General features: G+C 66.1%; 18 protein-coding genes and 2 tRNA genes. 7 read left to right on the plus strand and 13 right to left on the minus strand.

Features of this window, described 5'->3' with window-relative positions:
- Positions 1 to 86: 86 nt before the first annotated feature.
- From ccmE to FFS68_RS11235, 6 genes are all read right to left on the minus strand, one after another.
- Entirely contained in the window at positions 87 to 521 is a 435-nt protein-coding gene (gene ccmE, locus FFS68_RS11210; protein WP_137753285.1) for a cytochrome c maturation protein CcmE, read from the minus strand.
- Entirely contained in the window at positions 518 to 673 is a 156-nt protein-coding gene (locus FFS68_RS17900; RefSeq protein ID WP_171003838.1) for a hypothetical protein, read from the minus strand. Before FFS68_RS17900 ends, ccmE begins: the two co-directional genes overlap by 4 nt.
- A gap of 2 nt (positions 674 to 675) precedes the next feature.
- The gene (gene ccmC, locus FFS68_RS11215; RefSeq protein WP_137753286.1) at positions 676 to 1410 is read right to left on the minus strand and encodes a heme ABC transporter permease CcmC; all 735 of its coding nucleotides are present in this window, start codon (positions 1408 to 1410) and stop codon (positions 676 to 678) included.
- Positions 1411 to 1672: 262 nt separating this feature from the next.
- Entirely contained in the window at positions 1673 to 2026 is a 354-nt protein-coding gene (locus tag FFS68_RS11225; RefSeq protein WP_137753287.1) for a YbaN family protein, read from the minus strand.
- 175 nt (positions 2027 to 2201) lie between these two features.
- Positions 2202 to 3251 carry a Glu/Leu/Phe/Val dehydrogenase dimerization domain-containing protein gene (locus FFS68_RS11230; RefSeq protein ID WP_137753288.1) on the minus strand — a complete coding sequence of 350 codons (1050 nt, stop codon included), beginning with the start codon at positions 3249 to 3251 and terminating at the stop codon, positions 2202 to 2204.
- A 112-nt stretch (positions 3252 to 3363) separates the two neighbouring features.
- Positions 3364 to 3440, minus strand: a tRNA-His gene (locus FFS68_RS11235).
- A 114-nt stretch (positions 3441 to 3554) separates the two neighbouring features.
- On the opposite strand from FFS68_RS11235, the gene FFS68_RS11240 reads away from it, so the two are divergent.
- Positions 3555 to 4235 carry a 2OG-Fe(II) oxygenase gene (locus FFS68_RS11240; protein WP_249340128.1) on the plus strand — a complete coding sequence of 227 codons (681 nt, stop codon included), beginning with the start codon at positions 3555 to 3557 and terminating at the stop codon, positions 4233 to 4235.
- A gap of 195 nt (positions 4236 to 4430) precedes the next feature.
- Here FFS68_RS11240 and FFS68_RS11245 read toward each other — a convergent pair whose 3' ends face one another.
- On the minus strand, positions 4431 to 5177 hold the full coding sequence (locus FFS68_RS11245; protein WP_137753289.1) for an SIMPL domain-containing protein: 747 nt from the start codon (positions 5175 to 5177) through the stop codon (positions 4431 to 4433).
- Between the two features lie 133 nt (positions 5178 to 5310).
- Here FFS68_RS11245 and FFS68_RS11250 point away from each other — a divergent pair, with 133 nt between their 5' ends.
- On the plus strand, positions 5311 to 7086 hold the full coding sequence (locus FFS68_RS11250) for an ATP-binding cassette domain-containing protein (RefSeq protein WP_137753290.1): 1776 nt from the start codon (positions 5311 to 5313) through the stop codon (positions 7084 to 7086).
- Between the two features lie 200 nt (positions 7087 to 7286).
- Here FFS68_RS11250 and FFS68_RS11255 read toward each other — a convergent pair whose 3' ends face one another.
- The gene (locus FFS68_RS11255) at positions 7287 to 7694 is read right to left on the minus strand and encodes a DUF6456 domain-containing protein (RefSeq protein ID WP_137753325.1); all 408 of its coding nucleotides are present in this window, start codon (positions 7692 to 7694) and stop codon (positions 7287 to 7289) included.
- Between the two features lie 163 nt (positions 7695 to 7857).
- Between FFS68_RS11255 and FFS68_RS11260 the strand changes: the two genes are divergently transcribed.
- Positions 7858 to 8418 carry a helix-turn-helix transcriptional regulator gene (locus FFS68_RS11260; protein ID WP_137753291.1) on the plus strand — a complete coding sequence of 187 codons (561 nt, stop codon included), beginning with the start codon at positions 7858 to 7860 and terminating at the stop codon, positions 8416 to 8418.
- A complete protein-coding gene (locus FFS68_RS11265; RefSeq protein ID WP_249340129.1) occupies positions 8419 to 9618 on the plus strand; it encodes a glycosyltransferase in 1200 nt (399 codons plus the stop codon).
- A gap of 78 nt (positions 9619 to 9696) precedes the next feature.
- On the opposite strand, the gene secF is transcribed toward FFS68_RS11265, so the two are convergent.
- Genes secF through yajC form a run of 3 tightly spaced genes read right to left on the minus strand, consistent with a single transcriptional unit; the run spans position 9697 to position 12687 of the window.
- The gene (gene secF / locus FFS68_RS11270) at positions 9697 to 10677 is read right to left on the minus strand and encodes a protein translocase subunit SecF (protein ID WP_137753292.1); all 981 of its coding nucleotides are present in this window, start codon (positions 10675 to 10677) and stop codon (positions 9697 to 9699) included.
- Positions 10678 to 10689: 12 nt separating this feature from the next.
- Complete coding sequence (gene secD / locus FFS68_RS11275) at positions 10690 to 12303, minus strand: protein translocase subunit SecD (RefSeq protein WP_137753293.1); 1614 nt, start codon at positions 12301 to 12303, stop codon at positions 10690 to 10692.
- Positions 12304 to 12357: 54 nt separating this feature from the next.
- On the minus strand, positions 12358 to 12687 hold the full coding sequence (gene yajC, locus FFS68_RS11280) for a preprotein translocase subunit YajC (protein ID WP_137753294.1): 330 nt from the start codon (positions 12685 to 12687) through the stop codon (positions 12358 to 12360).
- A 275-nt stretch (positions 12688 to 12962) separates the two neighbouring features.
- Between yajC and FFS68_RS11285 the strand changes: the two genes are divergently transcribed.
- Positions 12963 to 13039: transfer RNA gene (locus FFS68_RS11285), tRNA-Pro, on the plus strand.
- 74 nt (positions 13040 to 13113) lie between these two features.
- On the opposite strand, the gene FFS68_RS11290 is transcribed toward FFS68_RS11285, so the two are convergent.
- Positions 13114 to 13416, minus strand: coding sequence for an EF-hand domain-containing protein (locus FFS68_RS11290; protein ID WP_171003839.1), 303 nt, complete (start codon positions 13414 to 13416; stop codon positions 13114 to 13116).
- Between the two features lie 112 nt (positions 13417 to 13528).
- Positions 13529 to 14506, minus strand: a complete 978-nt coding sequence (locus FFS68_RS11295) for an NADPH:quinone oxidoreductase family protein (RefSeq protein ID WP_137753296.1) — start codon at positions 14504 to 14506, stop codon at positions 13529 to 13531.
- Positions 14507 to 14577: 71 nt separating this feature from the next.
- Here FFS68_RS11295 and FFS68_RS11300 point away from each other — a divergent pair, with 71 nt between their 5' ends.
- Both FFS68_RS11300 and FFS68_RS11305 read left to right on the plus strand, forming a co-directional pair.
- Positions 14578 to 15147 carry a glycosyl hydrolase 108 family protein gene (locus tag FFS68_RS11300; RefSeq protein ID WP_137753297.1) on the plus strand — a complete coding sequence of 190 codons (570 nt, stop codon included), beginning with the start codon at positions 14578 to 14580 and terminating at the stop codon, positions 15145 to 15147.
- Between the two features lie 65 nt (positions 15148 to 15212).
- Positions 15213 to 15626, plus strand: coding sequence for a holin family protein (locus FFS68_RS11305; RefSeq protein ID WP_137753298.1), 414 nt, complete (start codon positions 15213 to 15215; stop codon positions 15624 to 15626).
- Positions 15627 to 15710 lie beyond the last annotated feature (84 nt).

The raw sequence follows: 15710 nt of genomic DNA on the forward strand, positions 1-15710 counted from the left end.
GGGGCCGCTGGAAGCCTTGCCCGGCCACGCTGCGTAAACCGCCAGCGATCCCAGCTTTCGCTGGGATGACGGCAAAGGAAAACCGCTCACGCTTTCGGTGCCTTCATATTCTTCGGCATCTCGCCCATCTGCGGCGGCATATAGCGTTCGTCATGCTTGGCCAGGATACGGTCGGCGACAAACGTCCCGTCGGCGCGCATGCGGCCGTCGGCGACCATGCCCGATTCCTCGCCGAACAGGTCGGGGACGATGCCGGTATATTCGACCGGTACCGACGCCTTGCCATCGGTCGCGACGAAGCGGATCGTCAGGCCGTCGCTCTGGCGCTTGATGCTGCCCGCGGCGACCATGCCGCCCAGCCGCATCGCTTCGCCGACGCTAGCCTTGCCACCCGCGATTTCCATCGGCGTGCGGAAATAGGCCGCCTCATCGCGCAGCGCGCTCGCCGCGAGCACACCCGCGCCCGCGACGCCGGCCAGCGCGACCAGCGCCAGCACCAGCCGCTGATGCTTCGCCTTCATTTGCGGTCCCGCCGCAGCGCGTCGCTGCGCCGCTCGGCCTTCGCCATCGCGCGCCAGCTCGACCACAGCACCGCGCCGGTCAGCAGCGCCGTCAGCGCGTAAGCCGCCGCCACATAGGCCCATTGGCCGCTGCCGCTGATCACCCCCGTCACGCTCAACTCTCCTCGTCGTCGGCCAGCCGTCGCAGCCGCGCCGCGACGCGGTTGTCGGCGATGATCCGCCGCATCCGCATCAGGACAATAGCGCCGAATAACAGCGAAAAACCCAGCAAGGTCAAGCCCAACGGCCACAGCAGCGCATTGTCGATGCTCGACCCGCGCAGCGTGATGCTCGGCCCCTGATGCAGGCTGTTCCACCACACGACGCTGCGGTTGATGATCGGAATATTGATCGCGCCGACCAGCGCATAGATCGCCGCGCCGCGCGACAATGACCCGCCGCCGCGCCGTTCGCCGTCGCCGTTGGTCAGCGCGATAAAGCCCGCATAAAGGAACAGCAGGACCAGCATCGACGTCATCCGCCCATCCCATTCCCACCAAGTGCCCCACGTCGGCTTGCCCCAGATCGATCCGGTGGCGAGGCACAGCGCGGTGAACAGCATCCCCGGCACCGCAATCGCCCGCGCCGCAATCCCCGACAATGGGTGGCGCCAGACGAGCTGGATCAGTCCGGCGATCGCCAGCGACGTCCACCCGCCCATGCCGAGCCAGGCGGCGGGGACATGAATATAGAGGATCCGCGCCGTCTCGCCCTGCTTATAGTCGCCCGGCACTTGCGTCACCCCGGCCCACGCGCCCACCAGCACGAGCAGCAGGCCGACGCCGAGCAGCCATGGCGTCAGCGGCCTGGCAATCGCCAGAAAACGGGTCGGATTCGCATAAGCGTGCATCGGTCCGCGTCCTTAGGGGAGCCCGGCGTGGGGGTCCAGCAATTTGCCCGATGCGACCCCGGCGGCGCTTGTCTTGCCTGCTGAATGAGCAAGGTCAAGCCCACCGCGACAAGTTGCTGGCGTTGCCTTCAACACGCCCCTCAATCCCGTTCGTGTCGAGCGAAGTCGAGACACCCATCGATCGTGCAAGCCCTCACGGTGTCTCGACTTCGCTCGACACGAACGGCAACAGAAGCCGGTGACCCGTTGACGTACAGATAAATCACCCCTCCGGCCGCGTCCAGATCCAGCTGCCACCGACCGCCGCGGCGATAATCGGCACCATCATCCACGGCCACGGCGCGAACAGCAACGCCAGCACGATACTGAACGCAAAGGCGGCGCTCGCTGCAATCTTGCCCTTGCGGCTGATCGCACCTTTTTCGCGCCACGCCAGAATGTGGTGGCCAAAGGTCGGATGGTTCAGCAGCCACGCCTCAAGCCGCGGCGACGAGCGTGCAAAGCAGAAGGCGGCGAGGATGACAAACGGCACCGTCGGCAACAGCGGCAGGAACGCCCCGATCGCGCCCAGCGCGAGCGACGCCCAGCCGCCGACCAAAAACAAATGCCGCTTCATTGGCGGTGGCTTAGCGGAATTGACGACGCGCGCCAGCCCTGCTGCTGGCGCGTGGTCGCTCTGGATTGCTTCGTCGCTTCGCTCCTCGCAATGACGAAGCATTTTAACTCTTCGTCATTGCGAGCGAAGCGAAGCAATCCAGAGCGTCACACCAGGACGGCCCAGGCCGTCGAGATTACCCCCGCCCGATCAGCTTCTGCGCCATGCGGTCGGCCACCGCCGATGCCGGGGTGCCGCTCGCCTTGCTCTCGGCCCAGATTTCGGCGAGCCGCCCGGGGATCAGGTGGATGCGGCTCTCGACTTCTTCGCGGCTCCCGTGCCCCAGATACTCCAGCGCGACGTTGATGATGCCGCCGGCGTTGATCACATAATCGGGGGCATAAACGATCCCGCGGTCGTGGATGCGCTGGCCATCGGCGGCGGTCGATAGCTGATTGTTCGCACCGCCAGCGACGATCGGCACGCGCAGCTTTTCGATGCTGCGCTCGGTCAGGATCGCGCCCAGCGCGTTGGGGCTGAGCACATCGGCCTCGATCTCCATGATCGCTGCCGAATCGGCCAGGTCGGCGCCGAGTTCGTCGGCCAGCGCCTTTGCGCGCGCCAGATTGACGTCGGCCAGGGTCAGCTTCGCGCCTTCCGCCGCCAGCCGCCGCGCGACGCCGCCGCCGACGCTGCCGACGCCCTGGACCGCGATGCGCACGCCTGCGGCGCTGTCGGTACCCAGTCCCTGCAGGATCGCCGCCTTGATGCCCAGATAGACGCCGAGCGCGGTCAGCGGACCGGGGTCACCGCCCGCCGCGCCGCTCGCCACGGGAAGCCCGCTGACATGCTTGGTGTGCTTGGCGATCTGGACCATATCGGCGTCGGTGATGCCGACATCCTCGGCGGTCACATAAGCGCCGCCCAGCGATTCGACCGAACGCCCGAACGCCGCGAGCAGTTCGGGGGTCTTCGCCGCGCCCTCGTCGGCCAGGATCACGCCCTTGCCGCCGCCCATCGGCAGCCCCGCCATCGCATTTTTATAGCTCATGCCGCGCGACAGGCGCAGCGCATCGGTGATCGCCGCCGCGCGCTGCGGATAGTGCCAGTAGCGCACGCCGCCGGCGCCGGGGCCAAGGTGCGTCGAATGGACCGCGATGACCGCCGTCAGCCCGCTGGCGCGGTCGCGGAACATGTGAACATGCTCATGATCGTCGAAATCGGCGAAATCCCAGACTGCGGACATGGACTCAATCCTCGCGTTAAAAAATTACGTCATAGCGTAATAATCAGACGCGAGCGCAGAGTCACGCCGAAACGCTGCCCGAACGATTGTCCCGGGATCATGGGGCGGAAAATGGGGCGACCAACGGGGCTCGAACCCGCGACCTCCGGTACCACAAACCGGCGCTCTAACCAACTGAGCTATGGTCGCCACACACATGGGCGAGGGCGCAAGAAGCGGCCTCGACAGCGCGCGGCGAATAGGCGCGCACCGCCCCGTTCGTCAAGCATTGTTCGCACGCGCATCCCTGCTAAAACGCGCGCCATGGCCGCAAATGATCCTGTCGACATGGCGACGTCGGGCGCCGATCGCGCCGCGGCGCGACTCGCCGCGGTTCCCGGCATCCGCCGCGCGCCGACGCCGAAGCTCGAACAGTTCATGCTATCGGGCTTTCTCGATGCCGAAACCTGTGCCGCGCTGGTCGCACAAATCGACCGCGACGTGCGGCCATCGACGATCGCCGATCCGAACGGCGACACCGCCTTTCGCACCAGCACGACCTGCGACCTCGACCACCGCGACCCGCTGGTCATCGCGGTCAACAACCGGCTCCACGACCTCACCGGCATCCCGCCCCAATATGGCGAGCCGATGCAGGGCCAGCGGTACGACGTCGGGCAGGAGTTCAAGGCGCACACCGATTATTTCGACCCGCATGGCGCCGACTGGGAAACCTATTGCGCGATCCCGGGGCAGCGCAGCTGGACGCTGATGATTTACCTGAACGAACCGGGCGCGGGCGGCGCGACGCGCTTCCTCGCCACCGGCAAGCTCCACCAGCCCGAAATGGGCAAGCTGCTCGCCTGGAACAATGTCCGCCCCGACGGCACCACCAACCCCGACACGCTCCACCACGGGATGAAGGTGCGCAAGGGGCGGAAATATATCATCACCAAATGGTTCCGCGAACGGCCGTGGCCGTGGGCGGAGGGGGAGTTGGGATAGCATCGTCAGGATTTTCCCTTCCCCCTCGATGGGGGAAGGATACGCAGCCTTATCGCGCAGCGATTAGGCGGAGTTGGATGGGGGTGACGGCGCGTCCTTGCGCCACAGTTTCAGGCCGAGAACGCACCCCCACCGCTGCGACTAGCGAACAAGTTCGCAAGTCTCGCTGCCTCCCCCATCAAAGGGGGAGGGAATTTACCGCACCAACCGATACTGAAAATTCAGCGTCAGCGTATTTGAAACGCGCCCCGGCTCGACCGGGGTCGCCTTGCCCGCCGCGTCCATCGCCTGCATCCGCACCATCGGCATCGGTGGGTTGGGGCCAAAACTGCCGCCTTCGCTCAGCGACACCAGCTCGGCGCCGCGGAAACCGGCGAGCCGCGCATAGTCGGCCGCCTTCGCTTCGGCGGCCTTGATCGCGGCGCCGCGCGCGCCGGCCAGCTGCGCGTCGGGATCTTTCATCGCGAACGACGGCCCGTCGATGTTGGTGCCGCCCGCCGCAACCAGCGCATCGAGCAGCGGACCGATGTCGTCGATCTTCGACGTCGTCGCGCGGACCGTGTTCGACACCTGATAGCCCAGAAAGCGCGGCGGCTGGCCGTTGCCCTGGTTGTTATAATCATATTGCGGCGACAGGCTGATCCCGCTCGTCTGGATGTCCTCGGCCTTGATCCCGCGCGCCTTGGCTGCGGCGATCAGCTTGTCCATCGCCGCGGCGTTCAGCCGCATCGCCTCGACCGCGGTCGGCGCGGTCGTGGTCACCCCAGCGCCGACACTCGCCTGATCGGGGCGCGAGCGCACTTCCTCGCTGACGCTGAAACTCAAAATCGGTCCCTGCGTCGTTGCTGCGGTCACCGTCGAACCTCCCTGCTGCGCGAGCGCAGGCGTTGCCGCCATCAGCGCCAGTCCGGTTGCCATAACGGCGAACAATTGCTTCGTCATTTCATTCTCCTGTTGGCCGAACCCCGGCCATTTCCGATTTCCAGCCCGTAACGCAGACGGACTGAACCCGTTCCGGCCTTTGCGCGGACGGCGCTTGCATGATGCTGAATGGATCGGTAGCGCGCCGTTCATCATGGCAGCTCCCATTCTTTCTTATGAAGGCCTCGGCCTTGTGCAGGGCAGCGGCTGGCTGTTCCAGGATCTCGACATCTATGTCGGCGAGCGTGACCGGCTGGCGCTGATCGGGCGCAACGGCGCGGGCAAGACGACGCTGCTCAAGCTGCTCGCGGGCCAGATCGACGCCGACAAAGGCAAGCGGGTGATCGTTCCCGGGACGCACGTCGTGATGCTCGAACAGGAACCCGACTTCGCGCCATTTGCGACGCTGATGGATTTTGCGCTCGCGGCGCCCGAAGCCCCCGAAGAATTTGAAGTCGCCGCGATCGCCGACCAGCTCGGCATCGACATGAGCCGCACCGCCGCCAGCGCCTCGGGCGGCGAGCGCCGCCGCGCCGCGCTGGCCCGCGCGCTCGCGCAAAACCCCGACGTGCTGCTGCTCGACGAACCGACCAACCACCTCGATCTCGCGGCAATCGACTGGCTCGAATCCTGGCTCGCGCGTTACACCGGCGCGTTTGTGGCGATCAGCCACGACCGTACCTTTCTTACCCGCCTGACGCGCCAGACGCTGTGGCTCGACCGCGGCAGCATCCGCCGCAAGGAAATCGGCTTCGGCGGTTTCGAGGAATGGAGCGACGCGATCGCCGCCGAGGAAGCGCGCGCCGCGCAGCGGCTCGATTCGAAACTGCGGCTCGAAGCGCACTGGCTCGAACGCGGCGTCACCGCGCGCCGCAAGCGCAACCAGGGCCGGCTGGAAAAGCTGAAGGAAATGCGCGCCACCCGCGCCGCGATGATCGGCGGCCCCGGCGTCGCCAAGCTCGGCCTCGCCAACGACGACGTCCGCTCGAAGTCCGTCATCGTTGCCGAGGGTGTGTCGAAAAGCTTCGGCGACCGCACGATCATCAAGAATTTCGATTTCCGCGTTCAGCGCGGCGACCGCATCGGCATCGTCGGCGCCAACGGCGCGGGCAAGTCGACCCTGCTCAAACTGCTCACCGGCGAGATCGAGCCCGACGAGGGCAGCATCACCCTCGCCCCGACGCTCGACGGCATCATCATCGACCAGCAGCGCAGCCTGATGTCGCCCGACAAGACCGTGCGCGACATTCTCGCCGACGGCGGCGACTGGGTCGAGGTGCGCGGGGTCAAAAAGCATATCCAGGGTTATCTCAAGGAGTTCCTGTTCGATCCCGGCGTGATGGAGGCCAGCGTCGGCGCGCTGTCGGGCGGCGAACGCTCGCGATTGTTGCTCGCGCGCGAATTCGCCCGCGAATCGAACCTGCTCGTGCTCGACGAGCCGACCAACGACCTCGACCTCGAAACGCTCGACCTGCTGCAGGAAGTCATCGCCGATTACGCCGGCACCGTGCTGCTGGTCAGCCATGACCGCGACTTCCTCGACCGCACCGTCACCGTAACGCTCGGCCTCGACGGCACCGGCAAGGTCGACATTGTCGCGGGCGGCTATGCCGACTGGGAAGCGAAGCGGGTCAAGCCGAACAGCGTCAAAACCAAGGCGTCAACCGCCGCCGCCCCGCCCCCGCCGACCGCGCGCAAAAAGCTGAGCTACAAGGATCAGCGCGATTACGACCTGCTGCCGGGCCGGATCGAGGCGATCGAGACGGAGATGGCAGCGGCGGAAACGGAATTGTCCGACGGCAGTCTGTTCGCGCGCGACCATGCAAAATTCACCGCGCTGACGGGCAAGCTGGAGACGCTGCGCGAAGAAAAGGCGGCGGCGGAAGATCGCTGGCTGGAGCTGGCCGAAGAGGTTGAGGCGCTCCAATAAGTCGGCTCGGTTTACCAAGGCCGATGACGGCTGCTTTGGGGTGGTTAGCGGACGCCTTCTGGCTTCGTCATCCCGGACTTGATCCGGGATCCATCCGCCCTCGCAGCATAGCGCGGCGCAAGGGGGGATGGACCCCGGATCAAGTCCGGGGTGACGAAATTGTAGGTCTGCAATTGGTCGTTTCCGGTCGTACACACCGACTATCCCACCCCATAAAACCGCGCCAACCGATCCAGCGCCAGCCCCAGCACCAGCTTCCCCGACCGCGTCGGCCACCCCAGCCCCTTCTCTGCCCCGGCAATCCCCTCACCCGCACAAATCACCCGCCAGCAGATGTCGGCCAGACCCGGCCCCGCCGCATCGAGCGCCGCATGAAAACGCCGGTGCGCGTCGATGCGCGCCAGCGAAGCATCCGCCGCGCGCGCGCCGCCGCGGCTCTTCGCGGGCGGCGCCGCGTCCCAGCGCATTGTCACCCGCGCCGCCAGCCCGGCGCGCTCATAATCGGCGCGCAGCCGTTCGCCCGCGCCGAGTTGCGCCTGCGTCAAATGGCCGCGCGCCGCCAGCCAGGCAATCGGGCTCTCGGCCATATTGATCGTTACATGCCGCATCGTCTGCGGGCCGGTCTTGCCGGGGTCGATATGATCGTCGGGGTGCAGACGGGTGGCAAGCTGGCGTGCGATCATTCCAATCTCCTCGGGCAGAAGACAGACCTTGACACTGGAATATTTTGTAGGAAAGAAGAAACCGATTTGGTTATTTGAGGGTTTTGCGATGATCAACAGCATCCGCTCGGTTCGCCGCGCCAAGGGCCTGACGCTCGAAGAGGTCGGTGCGCGCTGCGATCCGCCGACCACCGCGCAGACGATCGGCCGCCTCGAAACCGGGACGCGCACGCTGTCGCTCGGCTGGATGAACCGCATCGCCGCGGCGCTCGGGGTCGATGCCGCCGACCTAGTGCAATTGCCGCAGGATACCCAGCTCACCATCACGGCGCATCTCGGCGCCGATGGCGCGCAGGCGCCGACGCGGGTCGAACAGGCGCTGACCGCGCGCCCGGGTGAGGACATGGTCGCGGTGCGCGTCACCTCATCAATCGGCGATTATCGCGCCGGCGACGAAATCTGGTGCCGCCGCATCGCGGGCGACTGGACGGGCGCGCTCAACCGCGACCTGCTCGTTCCGCGCCCCGCCGGGCGCTTTTTCTTCGCACGGCTGCTCAACGTCGATGGCGAGAAATTGCACCTGCTGCCGCTCGGCGCCGGGGGGCGGCAACAGATCGTCAGCAACCCGCCATGGGCGGCGGTCGCGGTGCGGCTGATCCGCACGCTCTGAGTGACCGACGCTCCGCCCCTGCGCGTCGTGTCGATCGCCACGCTGTTCCCCGACGCGGCGCGGCCCAACTTCGGGCTGTTCGTCGAAAAGAGCCTGCGCGCGCTCGCCGCACAGCCGGGAATCGACCTCACCGTCGTCGCGCCCGTCGGCCTGCCACCCTTCCCGCTCTCGCTGCACCCACGCTATCGCAAGCTGCGCGACCTGCCGCGGACCGAAAGCTGGCACGGCCTCACCGTCCACCGCCCGCGCTTCGCGCTGATCCCGCGTCTCGGCGCCCGCCTCAACCCGGCGATGGTCGCGCGCGCCGTGCTGTCGGCGGTGCCCGGCCACACATTCGACGTCGTTGACGCGCAATTCTTCTACCCAGACGGCCCCGCCGCGATGCGCGTCGCCGCCGCGCTCGGCCTCCCCTTCTCGGTTAAGGCGCGCGGCGCCGACATCAGCCATTTCGGCCATGACCCGGCAACCGCGCCGCAGCTGATCAAGGCCGCCGACAAGGCGGCGGGCCTGCTCGCTGTGTCGGACGCGATGCACCGCGACATGGCGGCGATCGGCATCGATCCCGCCAAGATCGCAGTCCACTACACCGGCATCGACACCGCCCGCTTTGCCCCCGGCGACCGCGCCGCCGCGCGCGCCGCGCTGGGCATCGGCGACGCGCCGATGATCCTGACCGTCGGCGCGCTCATCCCCCGCAAGGGTCAGGCGCTTGTGATCGAAGCGCTCCCCGCGCTGCCCGGCGTCCAGTATTGGCTCGCCGGGGCGGGCGAAGCCGAAGACCGCTACCGCGCGCTGGCGCAGCGACTTGGCGTCGAGCCGCGTGTTCGGTTCATGGGTCCGGTCGCCAACGCCGACCTGCCGCAGCTTTATCGCGCCGCCGACGCGGTGGTTATGCCGTCGGTCAGCGAAGGCCTCGCCAATGCCTGGGTCGAGGCGCTCGCCTGCGGCACCCCGATCGTCATCAGCGATGCCGGCGGCGCCGCCGAACTGGTCACCTCACCCGTCGCGGGCCGCATCGTCCAGCGCACGCCTGACGCGATTGCAACTGCGGTGCAGGCGATCCTCGCCAACCCGCCCGCGGCGCCCGACGTCGCCGCCAGCCTGGGCGGCCGCTTCGACTGGGATCGCAACGGCCGCGAACTCGCAGCGCATCTGCGCCGCTGTGCAAAACCGTCAGGAAAAAATGAACCGCAGCCCTGAACCTGTCGAAGGGCGCCTCTCAGGATAAGCGCCCTTCGACAGGCTCAGGGCTACGGTAACTCCAATCCTTGGATCAGATTAAACGACCGCGCCGTCGTCCTTGCGTTCGACCCGCTCGCCGCCGTCCATGCCTGCGCTGGTGCGCGGGATAAAGCTGTCGGGTCCGACCTTCAGCCAGACGAGCACCGGGGTCGACATCAACACCGACGAATAGCCCCCGATGAACACGCCGAACAACATCGCAGCGGTAAAGCCGAAAATCACGTCGGGGCCAAAGATCAACAGCACGCCCAGCGCGAGCAGCATCGCCAGAGTGGTCATCACCGTGCGCGACAGCGTTTCGTTGATGCTGAGATTGAGGAGCGGAACAATCTCCATCTTGCGGTATTTTTTCAGATTTTCGCGGATGCGGTCATAGACGACGATCGTATCGTTGAGCGAATAGCCGACGATCGTCAGCAAGGCCGCGACGCTGTTCAGGTCGAACTGCATCTGCGTCACCGCGAACAGGCCGAACGTCAACGACACCTCGTGGAACAGGCGGCCTAGCGCGCCGACGCCGAACTGCCATTCAAAGCGGATCCAGATATAGATCGAAATGCCGATGATCGCGAGGCCCAGGCTGATCGCGCCGGTGCGGATCAACTCGCCCGACACCTTGCCCGACACGGTTTCCACCGAACCGGCCTTCGCGGTCGGAAAGGCTTTCTGGATACCCGTTACCAGTTGCTGTCCGGCGCGCTCGGCGGCAGACTTGTCGCCTTCGGGCAGCGCAGTACGGATCGACACAGCCTTGTCGGATCCGAACTGCTGGATCGTCGCTTCGCCCAGGCCGATGTTGCCGACCTTTTCGCGAATTTCGTCGATCGGCGGCATGTCCTGCGTGAATTCGACCCGCACCGACTGGCCGCCGACAAAATCGACGCCGAGATTGAGGCCTTTGGTCGCGACCAGCGCGATCGACACCACGACCAGGAAAAAGCTCATGAAGGACGCGAGTTTCCGCCACTTCAGAAAATCGATATTGGTGTCGTCGGGGACGAGTTTGAGCAAGCGCATCGTTTCGCTCCCTTAAATGTTGATCGACGTCGGACGCTTGGTCCGCAGCCAGTGGGCGACGAACATCCGCGTGACAGTGACGGCGGTAAAGACGCTGGTGACGATGCCGATGGTCAGCACCACGGCGAACCCCTTGATCGGGCCGGAGCCGAACCAGAACATCAGCGCCGCGGCGATCACGTTGGTGACGTTGGCGTCGAAAATCGCGCGGCTGGCTTCGGAATAGCCCAGCTCGACGGCTTGGAAAACCTTTCGCCCGCGCTTCAATTCTTCGCGTATTCGCTCGTTGATCAGCACGTTGGCGTCGACCGCCGCGCCGATCGTCAGCACGAAACCGGCGATGCCCGGCAAGGTCAGCGTCGCGTTGAACGCCGCCATGATCGCGATGATCAGGAACACGTTAAAGAACAGCGCGATATTGGCATAAACGCCAAAGCGGCCATAGACGATGATCATCAGCGTCAGCACCGCGGCGGTCGCGATGATGCCCGCGATCGCGCCCTTGCGGATCGAATCGGCGCCCAGTTCGGGGGTCACGGTGCGTTCCTCGACCACCGCCATCTTCACCGGCAACGCGCCCGATCGCAGCGAAATCGCCAGCGCATTGGCGCTCGCGACCGAAAAGCTGCCCGAAATCTGCGCCGTGCCGCCCAGGATCGGTTCGTTGATCGACGGCGCCGACAACACTTTGCCATCCAGCACCATCGCAAAGCGTTTACCGACATTCTGCGCGGTTACCTTGGCAAAGGTGCTCGATCCGCCCGAATCGAAACTGATCGAAACGACCGGCTCGTTCGACTGCGCGTCATAGCTTTGGCGCGCGTTGATCAGCTGCTCGCCGCTGATCATCACCTGACGGCGCAGCACCTCAAACGACGCGCCGCTGCCCTCACCCTCGGCATAAGGGACGATCTCGCTGCCCACCGGCACGCGGCCCGCGGCGGCTTCGGCGGGGTCGGCGTTGGGGTCGACCATGCGGAATTCCAGCCGCGCGGTCTTGCCGATCAATTCTTTCAGCGCCGCCGGATCCTGGAGGCCCGGCACCTGGACAACGACGCGATCATTGCCTTCGCGGATGATCGTCGGTTCGCGGGTGCCCAGGTCGTTGACGCGCTTGTCGATGATGTCGCGCGCCGAATCCATCGCGTCGGCAACCGCCTGCGTCTGTCCGGCGCTGGTCGGGGTCATCACGATCCGCGTGGTGTCGATGATGTCGATGTTCCAGTCGCGCTGGCCGGTCATCGCGGCGCCCTGCGTCTGGCTGAACAACCGGTCGCGCGCGTCGTCGAGCTGCGCCTGATCGCGGACGAGAAAGCTGATCTTGCCGCCCGCGACCGACAACTCGCCGATCGCGATGTCGTCGTCGGGGCCGCGCTCGCCGCGCATCGCGGTGCGCACGGTCTTTTCCATGCTGGTCAACTGGGTTTTCCGCAGGTCGTCAATGTCGGCCTCGAGCAGCAAATGGCTGCCACCGGCCAGATCGAGACCCAGATTGACCTTGGCCTGCAGGAATGATGGCAGGCTGTTCAGCGTCTTTTCGGGCAGAAAGCTGGGGATGGAAAAGAGGATACCGAGCATCAGGATGATGCTGATGCTGATGGTTTTCCAGCGCGGGAAATCGAGCATGGTCTATGGGTCCGATAGCATGCGCGGGGCGGCGGCGACGCCGGCCCCGCCGCGTCAGTCGTTGGCGGGCTTGGCGCCGGGCTGCATCACGTCGGCCAGGGTCGATTTGACGACCTTGATCTTGACGCCCTGCGCGATTTCGACGTCGGCGAAATCATCGTCGACGCGCGTGACCTTGCCGACGATGCCGCCGCCGGTCACCACCTGATCGCGCGGCTTCACCGCGGCGATCTTGTTGCGATGCTCCTTGGCGCGCACCTGCTGCGGGCGGATCAGGAAGAACCAGAACACGACAAAGATCAGCAGATAGGGCACCAGCATCAGGAAGCCGGCGGCCCCGCCGCCCGATCCGGCCGCCTGGGTCAGAAGCAATTGCGTCGACATGGGTGAAAAACTTTCCGTTTGAAAACACAGCCTGTCCCCAACGGAACCGGCGCGTATGAATGGCGCGGCGCCTATCATGCAGGGGCGTTGCGCGCAACCGGTCGCTGCGCCGCCCCCTCGTCAGGCGCCGACGAAATGGGGAGGATGGCGACAAGGTCAAGGGCGCGGCGCGCTCGGCGCGCTTTGCGGCCATCGCGACCTGATGCTTTGCTCAGGAGAGCCTTGCATCCCCCGCCAAGCCGCGCTAGGGGCCTCGCCTGCCCAGCAGGGCCGGTCGGGACGTAGCGCAGCCTGGTAGCGCATCACACTGGGGGTGTGGGGGTCGGAGGTTCGAATCCTCTCGTCCCGACCAATTTTCTTCTGAATTCTTCACCCTGCCCGGGGCAGGTTTGCGGCGACAGCCTGACGGCTGCCGCCGCGCCCGCGTCAGTTCGCTTCCGGCGGCGGCGCCGAAGCGCGCGCCTTGCGCATCGTGTCCAGTTCGGCCTTGTCGATCGCACCATCGCCATTGGCATCGACGTGCTTGATAAAAGCGGCAACCTTTTCCGGCGACGCCAATGTCGGATCGCCCTGCCGCTGCGCACGCATTTCGGCCATTTTGGTGACTTCGGCCTTGTCGAGCTTGCCGTCGCCATTGGCGTCAATCATCGCGAACATCCGGCCACCATCCTGTGGCGGCTGGGCGGCGGACGCGATCGGCAACGCCAGCCCAAATGCGGCCGCAGCCATCGTCAATTTCTTCATTGCATGTCCTTTTGTCGTGTTTGGCGAATTCGCCGAAACGCCCCGCCCGGACATGGCAGGTCGCGTGTCGCAAAACTATGGCATCAGGCTCGGTTCGTCACGGTTTCAGCACCACCTTCCCCACCACCTCGCGCCGCTCCAGCATGGCGAAGCCGGTGCGCCACTCGGCCAGGTCGAGCGCGGCATGGACATGCGGGCGAATCTCCCCCGCTGCCGCCAGCGCGTCGATCGCCGCGACATTCTCGGCGCCGCGCTCGGGAAACCGCCGCCCATACTCGCCCGCGCGCACCCCGACGACCGCAAAGCCCTTGATCAGCGGCAGGTTGACCGACACCGTGGGGATCCGCCCCGACGCGAAGCCGATGACCAGCAACCGCCCGCCGAATGCAATGCACCGCGTCGATTCGTCGAATATGTCGCCGCCAACCGGATCAAAGATCACATCGGCCCCCGCCCCGCCCGTCAGGTCCTTCACCTGCTCGCGGAATCGGGCTTCGGAATCGATCACTGCATCGGGCGCATAGCACCGCGCCACCGCCTCGCGCTTGGCGGCGCTGCTCGCTGCCGCGATCACCCGCGCGCCCAGCGCCTTGGCCAGATCGACCGCCGCCAGCCCGACGCCGCCCGCCGCGCCATGCACCAGCACCCATTCGCCCGGCGCGACCCGCGCACAGCGGACCAGCGCGACATAGGCGGTGAGGTACGCGACCGGGTAGGCCGCCGCCTCTTCCCACGACAGCCGCGCGGGCCTGGCGCGCAGCGCCGCCGCCGGCGCGACGCAATATTCGGCCATCGCGCCAAACCGGTTGCCGCCGACCACCGCGTCACCGACCTGCCAGCCAACAACCCCTTCGCCCAGCGCATCGACCTCGCCCGCAAACTCCAGCCCCGAAACAAACGGCAGCGCGGGCTTCAACTGATAGTCGCCGCGCGTCATCAGCAGGTCAGGGAAATTCACCGCCGCCGCGCGTACGCGCACCCGCACCTCGCCCGGGCCCGGCTGCGGCACCGGCAGATCCGTTACCGCGGCCCCCGCATGATCGGGCAGCAACGCGCTCACCTGCAACGCCCGCATCGCGAAAACCCTTTCCTACAATATTCCAATATGGTTCGTTTTGACGATCCAACAAACCAAAGGAGCGACTCATGCCCAGATCCGATTGCCCAAGCGTCGATGCCGACGCGCTGATCGATGCCGTCATCGACCGCGAAGGCCGATATGTAAACCACCCTGCCGACCGCGGTGGCCCAACCTGCTGGGGAATTACCGAGGCGGTGGCCCGCGCCCAGGGCTATGACGGCGCCATGCGTGACCTGCCGCGCACAGAAGCCGCAACCATCTATCGCCGCCTCTATTGGTTGCGTCCGGGTTTCGACAAGGTCGCGTTGCGCGCCCCGGCGATCGCCGCCGAATTGTTCGACACCGGCGTCAACATGGGCACCGGCACCGCCGCCGGGTTTCTGCAACGCGCGCTCAACGCGCTCAACCGCGCCGCGCGCGACTATCCCGACATCGCCGTCGATCGCGACATTGGCGCGCGCACCCTGTCGGCGCTCGACGCTTTTCTGCGCGCGCGCGGCGTCGGCGGCGAAACCGTGCTGCTGCGCGCGATGGAGGCGCTGCAAGGCGAACGCTACATCGCGCTCGCCGAGCGCCGCCCCAGCCAGGAAGCGTTTCTCTACGGCTGGCTCGCCAACCGCATCGGCCAGCCCTGATCCCGGAAAAACATGTGAATCGCGAGTGAAGTTGTGAGGATTCTCTAGCAAAAAGGAAAATCGATATGAGCATCATCGAAGGCCTGATCGGCCCGATCGCCAAGCTGATCGACAAGATCATCCCCGACCCCGAAGCGCGCGACCGCGCCAAGCTCGAACTGCTCAAGATGGAGGGCAGCCAGGAGATGGAGGCGATCCGCACCCGGATGACCGCGATCGTCGCCGAGGCGAACAGCGCCGACCCGTGGACCAGCCGCGCGCGGCCGAGCTTCCTCTATGTCATGTATGCGCTGCTGCTGTGGGCGATCCCGATGGGTCTGATCGCCGCGGCACGGCCCGACATGGCCAAGGGGATAGCCGACGGCATGAACGCCTATCTCGCGGGGATTCCCGAGCCGCTCTACGCGCTGTTTGGGACGGGGTATCTGGGTTACACCGCGGCGCGGGCGTGGGGGAAGGCGAAGGGGGTCGAAAGCTAGTTCCGCTCCTAAAATCCGTTCGTGTCGAGCGAAGTCGAGACACCTATCGGGGTGGCGCCCGACCGAGGGGCATCTCGACTTCGC

Origin of the sequence: Sphingopyxis sp. L1A2A, from assembly GCF_005502465.1 — a bacterium.
In the GTDB taxonomy this organism is placed as follows: domain Bacteria; phylum Pseudomonadota; class Alphaproteobacteria; order Sphingomonadales; family Sphingomonadaceae; genus Sphingopyxis.

Coding starts and splice junctions, on each gene's coding strand:
- ccmE (WP_137753285.1), bottom strand. CDS start 521: ATGAAGGCGAAGCATCAGCGGCTGGTGCTGGCGCTGGTCGCGCTGGCC.
- ccmC (WP_137753286.1), bottom strand. CDS start 1,410: ATGCACGCTTATGCGAATCCGACCCGTTTTCTGGCGATTGCCAGGCCG.
- FFS68_RS11255 (WP_137753325.1), bottom strand. CDS start 7,694: ATGCGGCATGTAACGATCAATATGGCCGAGAGCCCGATTGCCTGGCTG.
- FFS68_RS11225 (WP_137753287.1), bottom strand. CDS start 2,026: ATGAAGCGGCATTTGTTTTTGGTCGGCGGCTGGGCGTCGCTCGCGCTG.
- FFS68_RS11290 (WP_171003839.1), bottom strand. CDS start 13,416: ATGGCTGCGGCCGCATTTGGGCTGGCGTTGCCGATCGCGTCCGCCGCC.
- secF (WP_137753292.1), bottom strand. CDS start 10,677: ATGCGCTTGCTCAAACTCGTCCCCGACGACACCAATATCGATTTTCTG.
- FFS68_RS11245 (WP_137753289.1), bottom strand. CDS start 5,177: ATGACGAAGCAATTGTTCGCCGTTATGGCAACCGGACTGGCGCTGATG.
- FFS68_RS11300 (WP_137753297.1), top strand. CDS start 14,578: ATGCCCAGATCCGATTGCCCAAGCGTCGATGCCGACGCGCTGATCGAT.
- FFS68_RS11295 (WP_137753296.1), bottom strand. CDS start 14,506: ATGCGGGCGTTGCAGGTGAGCGCGTTGCTGCCCGATCATGCGGGGGCC.
- yajC (WP_137753294.1), bottom strand. CDS start 12,687: ATGTCGACGCAATTGCTTCTGACCCAGGCGGCCGGATCGGGCGGCGGG.
- FFS68_RS11240 (WP_249340128.1), top strand. CDS start 3,555: ATGGCCGCAAATGATCCTGTCGACATGGCGACGTCGGGCGCCGATCGC.
- FFS68_RS11230 (WP_137753288.1), bottom strand. CDS start 3,251: ATGTCCGCAGTCTGGGATTTCGCCGATTTCGACGATCATGAGCATGTT.
- FFS68_RS11250 (WP_137753290.1), top strand. CDS start 5,311: ATGGCAGCTCCCATTCTTTCTTATGAAGGCCTCGGCCTTGTGCAGGGC.
- FFS68_RS11260 (WP_137753291.1), top strand. CDS start 7,858: ATGATCAACAGCATCCGCTCGGTTCGCCGCGCCAAGGGCCTGACGCTC.
- FFS68_RS11305 (WP_137753298.1), top strand. CDS start 15,213: ATGAGCATCATCGAAGGCCTGATCGGCCCGATCGCCAAGCTGATCGAC.
- secD (WP_137753293.1), bottom strand. CDS start 12,303: ATGCTCGATTTCCCGCGCTGGAAAACCATCAGCATCAGCATCATCCTG.